The sequence below is a fragment of the Micromonospora sp. NPDC049274 genome (genome assembly GCF_040678875.1).
In the GTDB taxonomy this organism is placed as follows: domain Bacteria; phylum Actinomycetota; class Actinomycetes; order Mycobacteriales; family Micromonosporaceae; genus Micromonospora.
The window spans coordinates 76,595-95,463 of the sequence record NZ_JBFAQS010000012.1; the positions used below are offsets into that span (position 1 = coordinate 76,595).

An 18,869-nucleotide genomic window follows, 5' to 3' on the forward strand; every position below is an offset into this window, starting at 1 on the left:
TGGTTGAGCGCGGTATCGACGGTAAGCACGGGATCACCCCGCGTGCGCGGGGAGCAGGCCACCATCCTGCGGCCCGTCGCCAGTCGCTCCGGATCACCCCCGCGTGCGCGGGGAGCAGCACGAACGAGGCGTTCCGCGCAGCCGTGGCCGAGGATCACCCCCGCGTGCGCGGGGAGCAGCCGACTTTTGCGACCCGGAACCAGTTGTTCCGGGGATCACCCCCGCGTGCGCGGGGAGCAGGCCGGCGGCGGCCCGCCAGCGTCGCCACGTCGAGGATCACCCCCGCGTGCGCGGGGAGCAGGACTACCGTTCTCGGTGACGAGGGCGATCATGCGGATCACCCCCGCGTGCGCGGGGAGCAGACGATGTCAGCGGAGGGCTTCGCCCGGGAGCGGGGATCACCCCCGCGTGCGCGGGGAGCAGCCGCGCCGAGGCCGGTGGGGACGACTCGCTGGGGGATCACCCCCGCGTGCGCGGGGAGCAGATCGAGGCGGACGGCCTGCTGGCGCAGCCGTTCGGATCACCCCCGCGTGCGCGGGGAGCAGGGCGCCGCTCCGCTGGCGGCCCTGGGATCACCCCCGCGTGCGCGGGGAGCAGACCAGGGCGCCGAGCTTGGAGACCGCGCCGTCCGGATCACCCCCGCGTGCGCGGGGAGCAGCCGTGGGGCCTCCGGCACTCCCGGGGGATCGAGGGATCACCCCCGCGTGCGCGGGGAGCAGCAACCACGGCGATGCCCCTGATGGTGTGCGGGAGGATCACCCCCGCGTGCGCGGGGAGCAGCTACCCCTCACCCTATCTGCCTCTCAATGAACCGGATCACCCCCGCGTGCGCGGGGAGCAGAACAGCTCACGGGCGCGGCGCAGCTCCTTCGCCGGATCACCCCCGCGTGCGCGGGGAGCAGATCAGTTTCGTCACGAGCTGCTCGTGACGCTTGGGATCACCCCCGCGTGCGCGGGGAGCAGGTACGAGACGGACGGCGGGGTATCGCGGATCAGGGATCACCCCCGCGTGCGCGGGGAGCAGTTCTCGTACCGGACCCACGACCCGCGCGACTCCGGATCACCCCCGCGTGCGCGGGGAGCAGGGCCGGCGTTCTGCCTTTCCGACACGCCGCAGAGGATCACCCCCGCGTGCGCGGGGAGCAGAACACCGCCGTCGCGATGACCCGGCTCGACACCGGATCACCCCCGCGTGCGCGGGGAGCAGGTCACGCACTGGTTGTGGACGAAAGGCATCCAGGGATCACTCCCGCGTGCGCGGGGAGCAGTGGCCCTCACGGTGCATCCGGGCGACCGCATCCGGATCACCCCCGCGTGCGCGGGGAGCAGCTGCGCCGGTGTGGGTTCCCCAGGTGTGGGGAAGGATCACCCCCGCGTGCGCGGGGAGCAGGCCCGCGGCATGTTCAACGGGATCCGCGAGGCGGGATCATCCCCGCGTGCGCGGGGAGCAGGGCGCCGGGACCACCCCGGAGCGGTTCGCCGACGGATCACCCCCGCGTGCGCGGGGAGCAGGGAATCCCTAGAGGACGTGTCCATGAGTATCGGGGATCACCCCCGCGTGCGCGGGGAGCAGGTCGACGACGCTCGCGTGCCAGTACAACGGTTCGGATCACCCCCGCGTGCGCGGGGAGCAGGTACTTGTTGATAACCGCTTCGGTCCATTGGACGGATCACCCCCGCGTGCGCGGGGAGCAGCCCGGCTACCCCTGCAGTCGCTTGGCGAGCTCGGGATCACCCCCGCGTGCGCGGGGAGCAGGTGCGCTTCATGTCGTAGTACGCCTGCCGCAGCGGATCACCCCCGCGTGCGCGGGGAGCAGGAAGCCGTGACCGAGTACGACACCGGGCGCCGCGGATCACCCCCGCGTGCGCGGGGAGCAGGCCACCGTGAAGGCGGCCGGGGCGTTCATCGCCGGATCACCCCCGCGTGCGCGGGGAGCAGGTCCCGGAGTTGATTCCGGCCCGCTGCGCCAACGGATCACCCCCGCGTGCGCGGGGAGCAGAGGGCGGAGGTGGCCGGCGCGGTGATGCCCGCGGGATCACCCCCGCGTGCGCGGGGAGCAGCCGTTGTCCCTCTCTGGCTCCCAGTTCATGTACGGATCACCCCCGCGTGCGCGGGGAGCAGGTCGGCTTGAAACCGTTGCTGGCGCTGTACTCCGGATCACCCCCGCGTGCGCGGGGAGCAGGGCGCCACGGTCGTCCCGAACTACGCGATCCACGGATCACCCCCGCGTGCGCGGGGAGCAGCGCGGCCGCGGCGGCAGTACGGGCGCCGGCACGGGATCACCCCCGCGTGCGCGGGGAGCAGTACTCGGCATCCGTCGATGTGGGCGGCGACGCCGGATCACCCCCGCGTGCGCGGGGAGCAGTCCCGTTTGCCGGCTCGATCGAGAATCGATTGGGGATCACCCCCGCGTGCGCGGGGAGCAGTCCGCGTAGCTCGATAACGTGACTGTCCATTAGGGATCACCCCCGCGTGCGCGGGGAGCAGCACCACCTTGACCCGACCGCCCTCGCCGTCGCGGGATCACCCCCGCGTGCGCGGGGAGCAGGGCGCAGCGCCGCGCGCATACGCGCCCGACCGGGGATCACCCCCGCGTGCGCGGGGAGCAGTTCGCCCACGGCCTCCTTAAATCGACCCGTGTTGGATCACCCCCGCGTGCGCGGGGAGCAGGGCTTGAAGCCTGATGTGAGTTTGACCGTCGCGGGATCACCCCCGCGTGCGCGGGGAGCAGAAACCCGCAGCTCAACGAGGGGGCAAGCCTGCCGGATCACCCCCGCGTGCGCGGGGAGCAGGCTAACTCAGGGTTGCAATTCGACCACTCTCGGGGATCACCCCCGCGTGCGCGGGGAGCAGCGAGAATCGACAGGAGTAGCGGCGGCGACAGACGGATCACCCCCGCGTGCGCGGGGAGCAGGCTACCGGCTTCGTCCGTAAGCTCGCACTGTACGGATCACCCCCGCGTGCGCGGGGAGCAGGAATGTGGTCACGACGATACCGCCTTAGCAACCGGATCACCCCCGCGTGCGCGGGGAGCAGCAGGACTTCCCAGACACGCCCCGAGTCGCCTTCGGATCACCCCCGCGTGCGCGGGGAGCAGGCCGCTGGGGAGTTTGGTCACGGCACCCTATCGGGATCACCCCCGCGTGCGCGGGGAGCAGGTCGCCTGATCATGGCTCTGTCGATGGTGGAGGGGATCACCCCCGCGTGCGCGGGGAGCAGGGAAACTGCCGACGTCGAATACCCTTGCAAAAAGGATCACCCCCGCGTGCGCGGGGAGCAGACTTCTTGACCTGCGGCGTTAGAGATCGACTTCGCGGTTTTTGTTCACTAGGTTCCGCAAGATCATCCCACTCGGTCTCGGTTCCGGCCGGTCTAAGGAGGTATGTGGAGGGCAAAGCGAGTTCGGCTACAGCGTAGTTGGTGAGGCTCAGTGGAACGACAACTAACACTGCTACTTACCGGCTCAGCAGAGGTGAGGTCACGCGCTCGCGACCGACTAGGCGAAGTCAGTGGGCCCGGAAACGCTAGGTGAGTGACGGAATCGCTCCACGCCAGCGCGTCGAGGCTCTGCCTCTGCGGCGGATACGGAGCCGTCGGTGGAGGCGCCCCGAGTTCAGGTCGGACAGGTGCGGCCGCCGTTTCCATGATCGTCATGGAGGAGTCGTCCAGCCGGTCATCCATCCGGCAAGCCGAGCAGACCGCCACGGGGTCTGCAACCGTAAGAGAGTGGTCGGGTTCGCGCTGCAGCGGAGTGAGCAACGGCCCGCTCGCTGGTTTGGGTCGATGGAAGGCGGGACGGGAAGTCCTAGAGGGCTGGCTCCTGCTAGATAGGGGACTGGACGCTCATTGTGGCCACTCGGCGGCCAGCAGTGGCGATGTTGTCCTAGGAAGCTTTGCAGAAAATGCGGTCCATCACAGAGCTGCCTGGACCCAACGTCAGAGCGGACTCTTGACTGACGGCCGTAACACCTCCGGTAACGGATCGAGCGTCGAGGCTGGGGAGTGGCTGACATGGGCCGGCAGGGGGTATCACTAAGGGGCGTGGTTCTGTCCGCATTGGAGGACGTATCAATCGGTTCTGGCATGGCGTGACAGAATCGTTGTGAAACTGGGGGTCAAGGGGTCGTCGGTTCGAATCCGGCCGTCCCGACTGATTGACCTGGGGAGATGAAGATCTTCTCAGGTTGCGGCGGCAACATTCGGTAACGGATGATCTTTGTTGGCGGTAACGGCGTGGGTGGTTGGCCGTTGACGTGCTCGCTGTGCAACGCTCTGACCTGCCGCTTCATCTGCGTCCTAGATGGAGCGGCAGTTTTGCTCTTGATTGCGCGTCAAGCGCTGCAGATGTTGCTGGCTGTCGCTACGTTGCGACTGGCCCGTTCGTCGCAGGGGTCGCGGCGATAAGCGGCGGTAACTGCACGACGCAGGGCGGGCTGCGGGTTTGCCGGGGCGGCGGAGGTCCGCTTTCCCAGCGCGGTGGCACCACCTTCCTCACCGACGATCCGGGACCGGTCTCGGCCGAAACGGTCACCCGTGAGAAGGAACACGTGGCCCAGTGGAAGAAGTACGCTACGTCTTCGGCTACATGTACACCCTGGAAAATGTTTGGGTGGCCAACGACCCGTGCCAGAAGCGGTACGAGGTCGCGGCCGACGCCAAGGGGAAGTCGTACAGCCAATGCTGAAACGCGGACGGCGTCGGCTCTGTCTGCTGGCGGGGCTGCTGCTCTGCCTCAGCCAGCTGGGCGTCGCCTGCCAGCACCCGCGGCGCCCGGACTACCAGATTGGGTTCGTGCGCCTCGGTGACCGGCTGGCCGTCTACACCCCGATCTGTCCCGGCGACACCGTGCGGACGATACAGGTGCACACAGTTCCACCGGCGAAGAAGAGCGGCAACTCGGTGCTGCTCTGGGAGGCGGCGGACCTGGTCGCAACGGGTCCGGCCGGTGCGGACACCCGCGATGGGTTGATCGTCCTCGGGGCCGGCTTCGGCACCGTTCGGCAGGCACCGCCCGCACAGTTCGACCGCACGCTATCGGTTGCGGTGGAAACGGCGGACGGGCGGTCGTACTCCGACGCGGTCGCCCTGCCCGAGCAGGTGGCCCAGTTCCCGGCCGACACTCCGCTGACGGCGCTCTCCTTCGACACCGACGACGGGCGGGTCAGCTACGACACGCTGCGCGCCCACTTCGAACGGGAGATCACCTGTCGCTGATCCCGGACGGTCAGCGCTGAATCGGATCACAGCACCACCCAACCGTTGACCAACGGTTGGCCAACCTCCGGCCCCGCTGTGGTGGCGAACCGCGCGGCGGGTTGCCGACGAGTCTGGCGTGGACGGCGACGGTCGGATTACCTGCACGAGGTGTCGCGCCGGCTCACCTGGTCACACAGGGTGGCGGGATCTTGACGCGTTGCGCTAGCGTCTCACCTGCAACGCCGCCGGGTTGTTGGCGGCCATGCGGTGGAGGACGCTTCGCGGATCCACCGCCACAAGGGACGGAAAGGGCGGAACCTGGTGTTTGAGATCCAAGCAGCGACTGCCCCGTCGTCCAGGACGTCGGCAAGATTTGAATGAGATCGGCGGCGCCGTCGGTGCTGGCCGTGCAACGACGTCTCCATCGAGATGAGCAAGGCCAACCAAGGTGCGAGGCTGAGAAAATCAGACGTGCGGCTCTGGTCCGGCTCGAGCCGGACCAGAGCCGCAACGCGTAATGAGTCGACGAGGTTCGGGGAGTGCGGTGCGTACGGGTAAGGGTCGCCGATCGGTGCTGAAGTTCGCCGTCGCCGTGTCGATGGTCGGCGCGGTGGTCGGGTCGGGAGTGGTGGGCGTGCCAGCTCCAGCGTCGGCGGCCGACACGGTACGCGGCCTGCAGTGGTATCTCGATGCGCTGCAGATCCCCCGGGCCCATGAGATCACCAAGGGGCGTGGGGTGACGGTCGCCGTCATCGACAGCGGGGTCGACGCGACGCACCCGGCGCTCGCGGGCCAACTGGCCGGCCGCCCCGGTGCTGCCCCGCCGGAATCTCCGCAAGGCTGGGTCGACCGGGACAAGGAGGAGGGGCACGGCACGTCGATGGCCGGCCTGATCGTCGGGCGGGGCGGCGACCGGAACCGGCAGCTGGGGATCGCGCCGGAGGCGAAGGTCCTGCCGATCGCGCTGAGTGGCAGCGAGGGCAACGGCTACGACGGTGAGGTGGCGCGGGACATCCGTTGGGCCGCCGATGCCGGCGCTGGCGTGATCAGCCTGTCCATCGGCTTCGAGCAGCGCGCCAGCATCCGGATCGTTGAGGCGGTCCAGTACGCCCTGGGCAAGAACGTCGTGCTCGTCGCGGCGACCGGCGCGGGCGGTCGGACGGTCAGCTCTCCGGCCAACACACCCGGCGTGATTGCGGTCAATGCGACAACCCGATCGGGAGGCGTCGCCCGCGCCTCGGTCGCCGGCCCTGAGGTGGTCCTCGCGGCTCCGGGCGATGACATCATCGCTCCCGTGCCGACGGCGGTGCAGGACAACGGTTACGCGGTTGCCTCGGGCACTAGTCAGGCGACCGCCATCATGGCCGGGGTGGTCGCGCTGGTGCGGTCACGCTACCCGGACCTGGACGCGGCGAACGTGATCAATCGTTTGATCCGGACGGCCCGGGACGTGGGGGTGCCGGGTCGGGATCCGGAGTTCGGCTTCGGCGCGGTGGACGCGCTTGCCGCGCTGCAGCGGCCGGTGCCAGCCGTGGACGGCAACCCGCTGCTGGCGGCCGGCGCGCAGCCTGATGGAGCGACGACCTCCCCGAAAGGCGCGCAGACCGAAGGGCCGGCTGTCGCCATCAAGGTCAAGAACAAGACCGGCATCATCGTCGCGGGCGTACTGTGCCTGGCCGTCGTCATCGGCGCGGTGGTGCTGGCCGTAGTCGTCGCCCGCCGCCGGCGCCGCCGCACCGCGCCGCCAGTCGGACCCGAACCGGGCAGAGCGCTGGTGGGTGGGCCAGGCTTCCCGCCGCCCGGGTACGGGCACCCGGCCGTCCCGCCGCCCGGGTACGGCCCGCCGGGAAGTTCGCCGCCCCTGGGGCCGGATTCTGCGCAGCATCCTCATCCAACTCCGCCCCTGCCGCCGTACCGTCCACCCTCGTCCCTACCGGGGCAGGCCGGTGGATCGGGGCAGCATCGGACCGCGCCGCCCCCGGGCTTGGGCGGCCCGCACCAGCGCTGACACACCACCGACCGATCAACGGGGAGGACGGAGATGAGCGACGAGGGCAAGAGTCCACCGCAGGTGGAGGGCTGGATGCGGGTGCCGCCCGGCGTCGCCGACGCGATGCCGGCGGGCAGCCCGTTGCGTCCCATTGCCACGGTGGCTGCGCACGGGCCGGCCGTGGGGTTCCGTCAGGACGACGTCCGCGCCGACGCAGGATCGGCGCCGTCGCAGCTCGTGGACGGGCCCGGGCAGCGCGACGTCACCGAGTGGGAGGCAGACCGTCTGGAAGCGGCCGCTGACAACATCGAGCGGCACGCAAACTATCTGCGCCGGCTCGCCGTCGACATGGAGGAGATCAAGGACCTGCTCGGCGGCGAAGCGGCGCTGGCCAGTCCCGGAGGCGCGCTGGGCGGTTTTCCCAAAGGGCTGAGCCTGGCCGCTGCTCACCATGGTCTGCATCGGACGACCTCGGAGTCGCTGACGAATCTCTCCGACGATATGTACCGCGCGGCCGATGCGTTGCGTGAGGTCAAGCGTCAGTACGACACCGCCGAGGACGCGAACAAGATGTCAGCGCAGCAGATGCAGCGGACCTTGAAGGCCGGCGGCCCCGGTCCGGGCGCCAGCGCGGAAGGAGTCTGATGTGAGCGCTCCGAGCTGGGAGGACATGGCGCGGCAGGTGCTGGTCGCAGGCCGGCCGACCGACATCGCCAGCGCCGCGTTGGGCTGGCAGGCGCTGCTGGGCAACGTCGAGGAGGTCAAACGGCTGGTGGACGCCGACATCCACGACCTCGGCGAGAGCTGGAGGGGCCCGGCGTATGACGCGTTCCGCACGCATATGGAAGGGCTGACCAAGCAGGCCGAGACGATCGTTGACGGTGCCCGGGAGTCGGGCAGCGGTCAGCAGAGCATCGTGACCGTCCTGCAAACCGCCGCGCAGGATCTGGAGCGTGCGCAGAATGCGATGCCGGTTCCGCAGGGGTGCGTGGGTGATCTGGCGGCGGCCCGTAACGGTGCCATTGTCATCGAGACGGGGCTGTTCGAGGCGAGCATCCGGGCCGACTTCGCGGGTAGTTGGCCGATGGAGAAGCTCGGCCAGCTCAACGACCGGATCGGCGAATTCTTCAACAACAACACCGAGGACGCGCGCAAAGCCTACGGACAGGTCAGCGACGACTACGCAGCCCGGGAGCGGGAGACCCCCGGAGGCGCTGTGCTGGAACGGTACACAGACGGCGGCCCGAGCGGCGTGGACCTCGAAGGTCTGCCAGGCACTGGCGGTGCCGGTAACGCAGCCGGCCTCGGCGGAGGGCCCTCAACCGGCGGTCTCGGTGATGAACCTTCTCTGGGAGCCGGGCACGTCAGCTCCGGCGGGGCAGTCGTCGGCTCGGGTGCCCACCCTGACCTATCTTCCGGCTCTGGCGGCTACGACGGCAACGCCGTAAGCGGCAGCGGCAAGCCCTCGGGCGTCGGCAGCGACCTCGGTGACGGCGCTCTGGCCGGCGAGTACAGCAGCGGCTTAGCCGGCGCAGGCGCAGGTACGGGTGCCCTCACCGGCGTGAACTCCGGGTTCGGCGCCGGCGGGGGCCCGCCTAGCGCTACCGGTCCGGGCGCCGGGGGCGGCGGCCTTGGTGGCACGGCAGGCCCGGGCGGGGCCGGTGCCCCCATTCCGGGGGGTGGTTCCCTGGGCCGCCCGGTCAGCCTCGGCATGTCGCCGATGATGGGTGGCGCGGCTGGTACCGGTGGTGCTGGGCGCGGTGCCAATGGTCCGTCCAGCAGGGGCGGTGCGGCGATGGCGCCTGGCATGGTCGGCGCGGGCGGCCCGGGTGGGTCCGGCAGCAAGGGCGCCCGGGCGGGCGGCGGTGGCGTGCGGGGCGGCTTGACTGGGACGAACAGCGGGGCCGCCGACGGCGACGAAGAGGCCCAACACGGCACCTGGCTCAGGGAAGACGACGACGTATGGGGCGCGGACGACGACGGCACGGACGGCGTGTTGCGCTGAATCTCGGCATCGACCAGCGTTATCCGCACGTTGACGGCACGCGGTCGTCGCTGGGCCGAGTCCGAAAATGATCGCGGCAGGCCTTCCGGGAAACCGGGACACCTGGTGCGAGCCGGGTCAGCCCAACGGCGGGGGCGCCGTCACCCAACGACGGCGAGTTCCGACCCAACGGCGGCTGACACGCCTTCTCTGCACCATGAAGATCAACAATCTTGCGCGACGCGTGGCTTGCGGTCATTGCGCCTCCGGCGGGGGCGCTCCGGCTCCTGGATGGTCGGGGGCCGTCCGCGGGCGCCGGCTCCGAGGTTGGTGGCGGTAGGCCATCCTGTCTGCCAACGACCCGGGCAAGCCGAGCAGACCGCCGCCCGGCCCGCCAGCGTCCGTACGAGCCGTCGAGGTCCACGGGTGGTGGTGGGCCGGGCGGCCCGCTCCCCGGGGGGGCGGGTCGATGGCAGACAGGATGGCGGATGCTTCGGGAATGGCGTGGCTCGCTGCGGCTGCCCGACGTCGTGAAGTGTGGATGCTGTGGCCGGCTTGGTTCCACGGCTTCGGCTAGGGTCGATGGCGTAAGGCCCTGGGATCACGGCACGAATGAGGTGGCGGGTATGGCAAGGACTGTGCAGATCCGTACGTACACGGTCCGGGCTGGGCTGCTGGATGAGTGGGTGGACAGATGGCAGCGGCTGGTCGTCCCGCTGCGCCGTGATCTTGGCTTCGAGATCCATGGGTCGTGGAAGGACCCCGCGCGGAATCAGCACATCTGGGTGATCTCCCACGAGGGCCCTGAGTCGTTCGAGGAGGCCAACGCCGCGTACTGGGCGTCGGAACGACGCAAGACGCTCGGCTTGGACCCGGACGATTACCTGGTGGGCGAGGAGACCCGCGAGGTCGAGCAGACGCTATGAGTCCGCGGTGCCAGGTAGTAGATGGGCCTGCCGTTCGTCTTTCGTGAGCGCACGGAAAGCCCGTGAGCGTGCTGCTGTGGTCAGCTCATTCAAGTCGACGGCGTCCGCCCACGCACGGGCAGTGCCATCCACTGAGCCAGTCACGATCTGCCGCCCGTCCGGCAGCCACGCCAGGCTGGTCACAGCGTCGCGGTGAACGCCGACCACCTCGCTGTGGTCATCGTCCGCGCTGGCCCAGATCCGTACGGTGCGGTCGTCTGAGCAGGACGCGAGGCGTCGGCCGTCCGGTGCCCAGGCCACCGAGCGGACGCGCTTGTCGTGGCCGGTCATTACCCGTGGCTGGTCGGTTCCCGTGAGGTCCCAGACGCGGACCGTCCAGTCGGCGGAGCAGGTGGCAAGCCGGCGCTCGTCGGGTGCCCAGCTGAGCCCGTCCACATAGTTCTGATGCCCGGAGTGAACCGTGCTCTCGCCGGGGTGTTCGATGTCCCAGACCCGGACGGTTCGGTCGTCGGAGCCGGAGGCGAGGTATCGACCGCTCGGTGACCAGGCGAGCGTGCCCACCCAGTCGGCGTGTCCGCGCAGAACGCCGGCAGAACTGCTCGTGCGGACGTCCCACACTCGTACGGAATTGTCTTTGCAGCCTGCTGCCAGCCGGGACCCGTCCGGTGACCAGGCCAGCGACTCCGCCTCATCCCCGATCTGCACGTCGCTGTCGGTGCCGATCAGGTGGATCGATCCGTTGCGCACGGCCACGGCGATCAGGTCGGCTGTCGGCGAACAGGCGACCGCCAAGACCGGCTCAGGCAGAGCGATCACGTCAGCCGTGCCGTCCGCCTGCCAGATTCGGACAGTGCCGTCGGCGCCGCCGGTGACGATCTTCGCTGTCCGGTCCAGAGCAAGAGCGGTGACCGGTCCGTCGTGTCCGGCGAGTAGGCGCCGTTCGGCGCCGCGCGGCTGGATCGTCCACAGACGGGCGGTGCCGTCGCCAGAGCCACTGACTGCTCGTCGTCCGTCAGGGGACAGAGCGACGGACCAGGTGACCTGGGAGTGCCCCCGCAGCTCAGCCATCTCCCGCAGCCGGTGGACGTCCCAGGCGCGGACGCTGCCGTCGCCGCTGGCGAACAGGACGGTGCGACCGTCGGGGGACCAGGCGACCGACCAGACGGGTGATCCCTGTCCGCCGATGACGTGTCGGGTCTCACCGGTGGTCACGTCCCAGATCCGTACGGTCTGGTCGCCGGATCCGGTGACGAGCTGGTTCCCGTCGGGGGACCAGGCGACGGCCTCGACGAAGTCACCATGCCCCGTTAGCCTCCGCTCCGCTTTGGCCGTGGTGAGGTTCCAGACGATGACGGACCGGTCGTGGGAGGCGGATGCCAGCCGGCGGGAGTCGGGGGCGAACCGCAGGCCCCACACGTCTCCTTCGTGGCCGAGCAGGCAGGCGGTCAGCTGCCAGGTGGTGGTGTCCCAAACCTGGACTGTCCGGTCCCGGCTCGATCCGGCGAGCCGGGATCCGTCGGGGGACCAGGTGACGCCCCGTGCCACGTCTGCGCAGGGCAGCACCGCGACCGTTGCCGCCGTTGCGGCGTCCCACACCCGGACCGTGCCGTCGCGGGAGGCGGTAGCGAGGCGGGTAGCGTCGGGTGACCAGTCGACGGCGTCCACCATGCCGGTGTGCCCACTCAGTACCCGCACGACGGTGCCGGTGTCCGCGTGCCAGATCCGTGCGGTGCCGTCCCTGGACGCGGTGACGAGATGGGTGCCGTCAGGTGACCAGGCGACTCCGCGGACGGCGTCGGTGTGCCCGGCGAGCACCGCCTCGGTGTGGCTGAACGCCAGCGCTGCCATCAGGGCCCGGCGGGCGATCGGCGTTGGTGGACACTCCTGCAGGGCGGCCGAGGCCAGTAGCACCGCGAGCTCCGGATAGCGGTCGACGTTGCCGAGCGCGAACTGCCCGATCGTCTCGGACACCCGGTGCAGGAACGCGGTGTCCCGGCTGCGGGATGCGTTCACCAGGGCGTGGGCGGCGGGGCTGTCCTGGCCGGCGGACTCCATCGCTTCCAGCCACTGCCCGGCTAACTCAAGTCGCTCCCCGGTGAGCAGGTAGTCGGCGCTGCGCCCGGCGTGGACCCAGTCCGCTGCCCACCGCTCCAGCTCGGTACGCCGACGAAGTTGCTCCGCCCGTGCTTCCACCTGCTGGCGCAGCGGCGCCCACCGGCGGAACAACGCTTCGTGTGCGACCTGCGCGTACGGCTCACCGTCGGTCACGTCGATGGTCAGCAGCCGAGCATCGGTGAAGACGCCGATCACCCGACGCTGAATGTCAGACAGGTCCCGCAGCGGCACCCTGCGTCGGGTCGGCTCGGCGCCCTCCATCGCTACCAGAAGGAGCAGGGTAGCCAGTACGTCCTCAGTGCTGCTCTCGCGCCGCACGTCCGCCATGACGCTGTCGGCCTGGCGGCCCAGCGCCCCCGCGACACCACCGAGTGCCTGGTACGCCTGGCGGGTAGCCGCCTGGCCCGGGCCAGCTGCCCGGTGCAGCTCCTGGAGCAGGTACGCCAGCAGTGGCAACGCGTCCGGTGTGGCGGTGTCAGCGACGATCTGGTTGACGAGCCCGTCCTCGAAGCGCAATCCGACGAGCTGGGCGGGCTGCTCCACGACCGCGACGAGGTCCGCCGGCCGCATGGTGCCCAGCGCAACCGGGCTCGCGAAGAGCTCCGGGCGGGGCCCGGCGAGAAGGTCGGCGAGGAACTCGACACGGAGCGTCGCGACAACCCAGAGCCTCCGGTCGGCGTCGAGCGCCGTCGCGATCTGCTCCAGGAACGTGGCCTGTTCGGCGGCACTGGATAGTGTTACCAGTTCCTCGAGCTGGTCGAGGATCAGCAGGACGCGCCCGTGCCGATGTCCCTTACGAGCCCGCCAGGTCGTCAGGTGGCGGGCGAGGCTGTCCGGGCGGGACCGCACCTCCCGCAGCGCGGAGGCTCGGTCGGCTGCGCCCAGCGTGACCGCCAGGTCCGCGAGCACACCGAGCGGCTCGCCCGCCGGCGTGAGCGCTGGCAACACCTGCCAACGTCCCTCTCGCAGCCGGGGAACGATGCCGGCGTGGACCAGGGATGACTTGCCGCTGCCTGAGGCGCCGGTAACGCAGACGAACCGGGCGGACGCGTCCAGCCCCAGCTCGTGCATCCGCCGCACCAGGTCAGTGACCTGCTCATCTCTGCCGAAGAACACCGACGCGTCCTGCTCGGTGAAGGCGGAGAGCCCGGGATAGGGGCTGCGGTCCGACCGCCACATCGGCCGCGGACTGCGAGGCGCCTGCCACCACAGCACCAAGCCGTTCCCGACGATTAGCACCACCAGCAGGACGATCAGCGCCGGACCGGCGGCCTGACGGATCCCGGCTGTCAGCGGTGACGTGTCGGCGTTAGCGAAGAAGTTGGCCGCGATCTCCAGGAGGACGGCGATGATGAGCAGTGACAGTTGGAGGGCGATGGGTGGACGTCGACTCGGCCGCACCAATCCCCCCAACGATGATCCCCGATGGCATCACGGTAGCGGGTCTGCGCTCGCATCAATAGGTCACGGAAGCGTGCTGGACACGCCTCTCCCTTGCGCGCACCGACGCCCGCTGGTGTCGAAGTTCTGCCACGACTCGGGCTGCCTCGACGCGGTCGCGGCGATCCTCGGTCATTTCGATCCCGGCGGCGAGGCGTTGCCGCTCCCGGCCTTGAGCCGCTCATACAGGCAGCGGCACGGTAACCGTGCGGCGGCATGGTCAGAGCTGACGTCGGGGAGTGCCGATGCTGATCACAGCACGGGATGCCCACACCAGACATCTGCTGGAGCTGCTCACGGGGAGGTGATCGCGTGTTGCATGGAAAGCGTGAGGTAGCCGGATCGGCAGGGGACGCACGCGAAGGTGGTCAGGGGCGCGCCGTTCGCTACGAGCGCCCCGACGGTCGTTTTGGCCGCGGATTGCCGCTCCCGCACCTTATGCGGAACGTCAAACCCCAGTCGGCATTCTGCGCGGTGACATCAGTCGATGCCAGCGGTCGCCTGGCTGACCGCAGGCCACTCCAGGCTCTCGGATGGTTCGTCGGCCGCGCGGTCGATGTCACCGGTAGGGCCAGCGCGATCACGGCGACTGCACGGCATGACGGCCAGTGGTCGATCAACCGGCAAGGCCACCTGGTCCTCCCACCATCGGTGCGGCGGAGCTGCGGCCTCGGAACAGGTCACCGTCTTCTGGTAATGGCGTATCCGGACCGCGGCATGTTGGTGGCGTACACCATGAGTGCCGTGGAGCTGATGGTCACGCAACATCTCGGCGAGCACGAGGCTCCGTGATGGGCACGACCTTCAGCAGCGACGACGACCTGGCGGCGGCCCGCCTTCTCCTGGCTCGACTAGGAGTAACGCCGGAGCAGCTCCTGACCGCGCCCAGCGTGCCTCGAGTCGTTCCCACCTTCGACGAGTACATCGACCGCGTTGCTGAAGCCGTAACAGCGGGTACCGGGCGGGTCTACGGCACCTACTGGAAGCGGGTGCGAGAGGTCTGGGGCAGCAGGCGCCTGGACGAGCCGAGCCCTCTGGAGATCAGGCAGCTTGCCGAGCGGATGAAGGAACAACTGGTAGTACGACGGAACTCGCGCGGTGGGCGGACAGCCGCCGAGCACCTCATCTCCTCGCTCAGGTGCATCTACAGCTACGCCGAAGCCGACGGTCTCATCGCCGAGTCCGCCAACCCGGCCAAGCGGGTGCCGAAGCCGCGACGCCTAGCCAGCACCAGGCGAGCCCTGTCCGAGGCCCAGCTTGCCTCGATCAACGAGGTCGCGGCTACCACCGGAAACGATCCTGAGCTCGACACCCTCGTACTGCGCCTACACATCGAGACCGCCTGTAGGAGGGGTGGGGGCCTCGCACTCAGGCGTGCGGACCTCGACACGGAGCAGTGCATGGTTCGGCTGCACGAGAAGGGCGAGACCGTACGGTGGCAGCCGATCTCGCCGACGCTGGCCAGGCAACTTGCACAGTATTCCGATGACCGAGGTTGTGGCGATCCGACCGAGCGGCTGCTCCGGTACCGCAATGGTCGGCCGATCACGAGCAGACGCCACGACCATCTCTGGCAGCGCGTCGGTAGGCACCTGCCCTGGGTGGCTACCCAGCAAGTCAGTACCCACTGGCTACGCCATACGACTTTGACCTGGGTGGAGCGGAGCTTCGGCTATGCCGTAGCCCGAGCGTTTGCGGGTCACAACGGCAGGTCCGATGCAGGCACGACGAGCACCTACGTGCGAGCAGACGTCTACGAGGTCGCTGAGGCTCTGGTAGCGCTTACAGGCGAGTCGCATCCGCTGCTACCCGGAGTGGTTAGAGCGCTGCCGGGCAACCGACGCAACAGCGCCGCACCGTAAGCGGCAGCGCGGTGAGCCCTGTCGAGGCACCGCCGGGGACTGCGGCCGGAGGGTGGCGACGGGCGCTTTGCTGCGTTGACGAACATGTAGCGATGGTCAGTCCCGATGGTCCGCGAGCAGCTCGGTGAGGGCCTGGGCGGCGCCTACGGATCTGGTTTGACAGGACCCGCTACTCTTCACTTGGTCAACTACGGTGACCGAGTCGTCATGGGCCTCCCGGCTGAGGTTCAGCGAGGGCGACTGAGGGGTGAGGCACCCTCCGCGTAGTTCAGTTTGGTCCCTGTAGGTGCGTCATCTCGACTGCCGTTGGCCGGGCAACGGACCGGGAGACGAGCGTGCCCTCAATCGACCTTGCGGCTCTACCGGCCACGGTGGTGCGACCGCTGATCGTCGCGATCGCCCACATCCCCATCATGCTTGTAGCGCTGTGTATCGCACCGATCTTGCTGTTTGTGGCGGTGAGGCCCCAGTCGCACGGTGACCTGGCTGTCCGCCTCCTTTGCGAGTTGCGGGCTTGGAGTCGCGACGCTGTTGGTGGTGCGAGCGGCCGACGTGCTCGATGACCCGCCATCAGATCAAGGACCTCGCGCGCGTCCGGACCCGCTATACCGGGGAGACCTACCAACAGGCACAGACTCTCGTAGCGGCGATGCCGGCGGGAGAGGTATTGCTGCCTGATGCTCATAGCTTTTCTCAAGCAGCCGTGGAGTCGGCTGTTATGAATCAGCTTCTCCTTGCCTCGCGTCTCCTATCGGCGGACGTCGCGGGACAGTGCCTTCCGCTGCCGGTGCAGGCCGTACGACCGCTGTCGTCGGCGCTTCACGTCACAGTTCCGGTCAACGCGGTCGAGCAGTTTGCCGCCATGCTCTGCGCCCCGGGCATGACCACAGGCGGCGGGGAGGGCGAGGCCTTCATGGTGACCTCGGCGCGCAACGTCGTCACGTTGACCTTGCCCAATCAGGCGGATGCGCAGGTGCAGCTGCGGTGTTCCTGGGATCGGCTTAATGAGGCGCTGCGGACTACTCCTGGTGTCGAAGTCCTGTCCAGTGGCCGGCTGCGGATCCGTGGGGGGGTCCAGCGGACCCCATCCCGTCCAGAGCATCGTGGGGCGCTGAGCGCTTGCCTTCGGCGCATCATCCTCTTCTCGGATGCTCGAGCACTCTCGTGGCTTGTCGCCTGGAACGAGTGGGTAGCCTCCGGTCGGCGTCGGGATCGTCCGGAGCCGCCGGATGAGGTGTTGGTGGCGTTGACCAAGTCGCGCTTCGGTCTGGCAAACGCGGCGGCTTCCACGCTCCTTCTGGGAGGTTTACAGGAAGGTTCGGGTGGCGCACTTCCGCGCCGCCCCTCCGGCCTAGGCGGCGGTGCAAGTGCCACCATGAACCGAGCAGGTGATTCGTTGCCCGTCAGTCCTGACCTAGCTCTCGCTGACGTCACGTTTACCCTGACTGTCTCCGAGCTGCAGCAACTCATCGCCAAGAACGCACTGCCTGAGGCAGTCACCGGTCCCCCCCACCCCGACTCAGACCCCGTATTGGCGGCCAAGATCCGTTCGGCAATGCGCCGATCTGCGTCATTGGTTGACGATCTTGTAGTGGGTGGCCTTGGCGCCGTCTCAATGATCATGGGTTTCCAGCTGCCACTGACCACCAGACGTGTCGACCTGGTGCTTGCCGGGGAGCACCCGGAAACCGGCGACGACTCATACGTGGTTGTCGAGCTGAAGGCGTGGACGCATGCGGAGTCCTCACCTGGGTCTGACTCTCTGGTGACGGTCGGGGGCGTGAAAGCACCGCGTCTGCATCCGGGCGTGCAGGTTGACGCCTACTGCGAATATCTGAATGACGTTCTCGGCGCGTTCGAAAACGGGCATAGGTCAATTCGGGGTGCCGCCTACCTGTACGGTGCACTTGATAAAGACGTCAGTGAGCTACTCACCCGCCGCGATGCCGGCCAAGGTTCAGTCTTCACTAGCCAACGAAGTAGGCAGTTTCTCAACTATCTACGCGCGAATCTTGCGCCCGCCTCCGGCGCTGGTGCAGCCGACCGCCTGTTGACGAGCGCTGTACGTCCTAGCAGGAACTTGCTTGAATTCGCCGGGCGGGAGCTGCAGGAGCGATCCCACTTCAGGCTGCTGGATGAACAGCGCCTGGCATACGAGCTGGTGTTACGAGCGGTAGATCGTTCCCGTACCGCCAATCACAAGACGGTGGTGGTGGTCTCCGGTGGAACAAGTACGGGGAAGAGCGCTATCGGGCTGTCTCTGCTTGGCGAGCTGGCCCGGAGGGGTCTTTCGGTCATGCACGCCACCGGGGCGAGGCCGTTCACCGAGACATTGCGCCGTGATGTCGCTAAGGGAGATTTGCGGGTGCAGAGCCTGTTTCGTTACTTCAGCAGCTTCACGGACGCTCAACGCGACGAACTCGACGTGCTGGTCTGTGATGAGGCCCATGGTATTCGGGCAATCTCCCTGAACCGAGAGGCGGCGCAAATCGGGCGTGGCCGCGCAAGGCCGCAGATTGACGAGCTCATCGAAGCTGCTCGGGTACCGGTCTTCCTCCTCGACGAGGACCTAGTCGGGAGGCCTGGTGGACCGGGCAGCTTGCCGCTCATCACCCATCACGCCGGGCAGCGCGGCCTGGAGATCGAGTTTGTCTTCTTGAATGACCAGTTCCGCTACAGCGGCAGCAGCGCCTACGAGCAATGGACCAAGGCTTTGCTCGGCATCGACGACGGCACGCCGATGAACTGGGTCGGGGACGGACGCTTCGACCTGCGTATGGCTGACTCGCCGGAAGAGATGGAGGCGATGCTCGCCGACAAGCATGCCGCTGGTGAGTCGGCGGGGATATCGGCCGGCTACTGCTGGCCGTGGAGCGACCCGCAACCTGACGGCTCGCTTGTGCCAGACGTGCAGATCGGCGGATGGGCACGGCCCTGGATCGTTAAGAGTGAGCGCAGCGTTGCCGGCGCCCCGGGTTCCGCCTTCTGGGCAACCGACCCCAACGGCTTCGGTCAGATCGGCTCCGTCTACACCGTCCAGGGCTTCGACTACGACTGGTCCGGCGTCATCATCGGCCCCGACCTTGTTGCCCGCGATGGTCGGCTGGTTACCCGCCGTTCAGAGTCGAAGGACCCGTTATTCCTCGCCGGTCGCGCCGTAGGCGACGAAGCCGCCGACCGCTTCATCCGCAACACCTACCGGGTACTGATGAGCCGGGGCATGCGAGGGGTAATCCTGTACTCCGCAGATCCCGAGACTCAGGCCTACCTGGCCTCTCGGATGTAGTCCCGGCGTCGGGGCCGCCGGTCGATGGCCTGGCTGGTAGATTGAATGCATGAGCACCTATCTGGTGCA

9 protein-coding genes and 1 CRISPR repeat array (1 of these 10 cut by a window edge) are annotated in these 18,869 nt (G+C 68.6%); of the genes, 8 read left to right on the top strand and 1 reads right to left on the bottom strand.

Annotation, left to right across the window (positions count from 1 at the left end; genetic code table 11):
- Positions 1-3,281: direct repeats of the CRISPR family, unit length 28 nt; unit sequence GGATCACCCCCGCGTGCGCGGGGAGCAG (it extends 2,500 nt beyond the left edge of the window).
- A 1,275-nt stretch (positions 3,282-4,556) separates the two neighbouring features.
- The 6 genes from AB0K10_RS22335 (at position 4,557) to AB0K10_RS22360 (ending at position 10,097) form a co-directional block, all read left to right on the top strand.
- Positions 4,557-4,685: a hypothetical protein gene (locus tag AB0K10_RS22335; protein WP_363686311.1), complete on the top strand. Its 129-nt coding sequence runs from the start codon at positions 4,557-4,559 to the stop codon at positions 4,683-4,685.
- Positions 4,679-5,215 carry a hypothetical protein gene (locus tag AB0K10_RS22340; protein ID WP_363686313.1) on the top strand — a complete coding sequence of 179 codons (537 nt, stop codon included), beginning with the start codon at positions 4,679-4,681 and terminating at the stop codon, positions 5,213-5,215. The genes AB0K10_RS22335 and AB0K10_RS22340 overlap by 7 nt, the downstream gene beginning before the upstream one ends.
- A 526-nt stretch (positions 5,216-5,741) precedes the next feature.
- Entirely contained in the window at positions 5,742-7,205 is a 1,464-nt protein-coding gene (locus AB0K10_RS22345; protein WP_363686315.1) for a S8 family serine peptidase, read from the top strand.
- 33 nt (positions 7,206-7,238) lie between these two features.
- On the top strand, positions 7,239-7,832 hold the full coding sequence (locus AB0K10_RS22350; RefSeq protein WP_363686317.1) for a hypothetical protein: 594 nt from the start codon (positions 7,239-7,241) through the stop codon (positions 7,830-7,832).
- Position 7,833: 1 nt separating this feature from the next.
- Positions 7,834-9,192: a hypothetical protein gene (locus tag AB0K10_RS22355; RefSeq protein ID WP_363686319.1), complete on the top strand. Its 1,359-nt coding sequence runs from the start codon at positions 7,834-7,836 to the stop codon at positions 9,190-9,192.
- A 605-nt stretch (positions 9,193-9,797) separates the two neighbouring features.
- Positions 9,798-10,097, top strand: coding sequence for an NIPSNAP family containing protein (locus AB0K10_RS22360; protein WP_363686321.1), 300 nt, complete (start codon positions 9,798-9,800; stop codon positions 10,095-10,097).
- Here AB0K10_RS22360 and AB0K10_RS22365 read toward each other — a convergent pair.
- A complete protein-coding gene (locus AB0K10_RS22365; RefSeq protein WP_363686468.1) occupies positions 10,092-13,613 on the bottom strand; it encodes an AAA family ATPase in 3,522 nt (1,173 codons plus the stop codon). The two genes, AB0K10_RS22360 and AB0K10_RS22365, sit on opposite strands and share 6 nt — an antisense overlap.
- Positions 13,614-14,443: 830 nt before the next feature.
- Between AB0K10_RS22365 and AB0K10_RS22370 the strand changes: the two genes are divergently transcribed.
- Both AB0K10_RS22370 and AB0K10_RS22375 read left to right on the top strand, forming a co-directional pair.
- Positions 14,444-15,514, top strand: a complete 1,071-nt coding sequence (locus AB0K10_RS22370) for a site-specific integrase (RefSeq protein WP_363686323.1) — start codon at positions 14,444-14,446, stop codon at positions 15,512-15,514.
- Between the two features lie 649 nt (positions 15,515-16,163).
- Positions 16,164-18,800 (top strand): DUF2075 domain-containing protein, encoded by a 2,637-nt coding sequence (locus AB0K10_RS22375; protein ID WP_363686325.1) that lies wholly within the window; start codon positions 16,164-16,166, stop codon positions 18,798-18,800.
- The last annotated feature ends 69 nt before the right edge of the window (positions 18,801-18,869 follow it).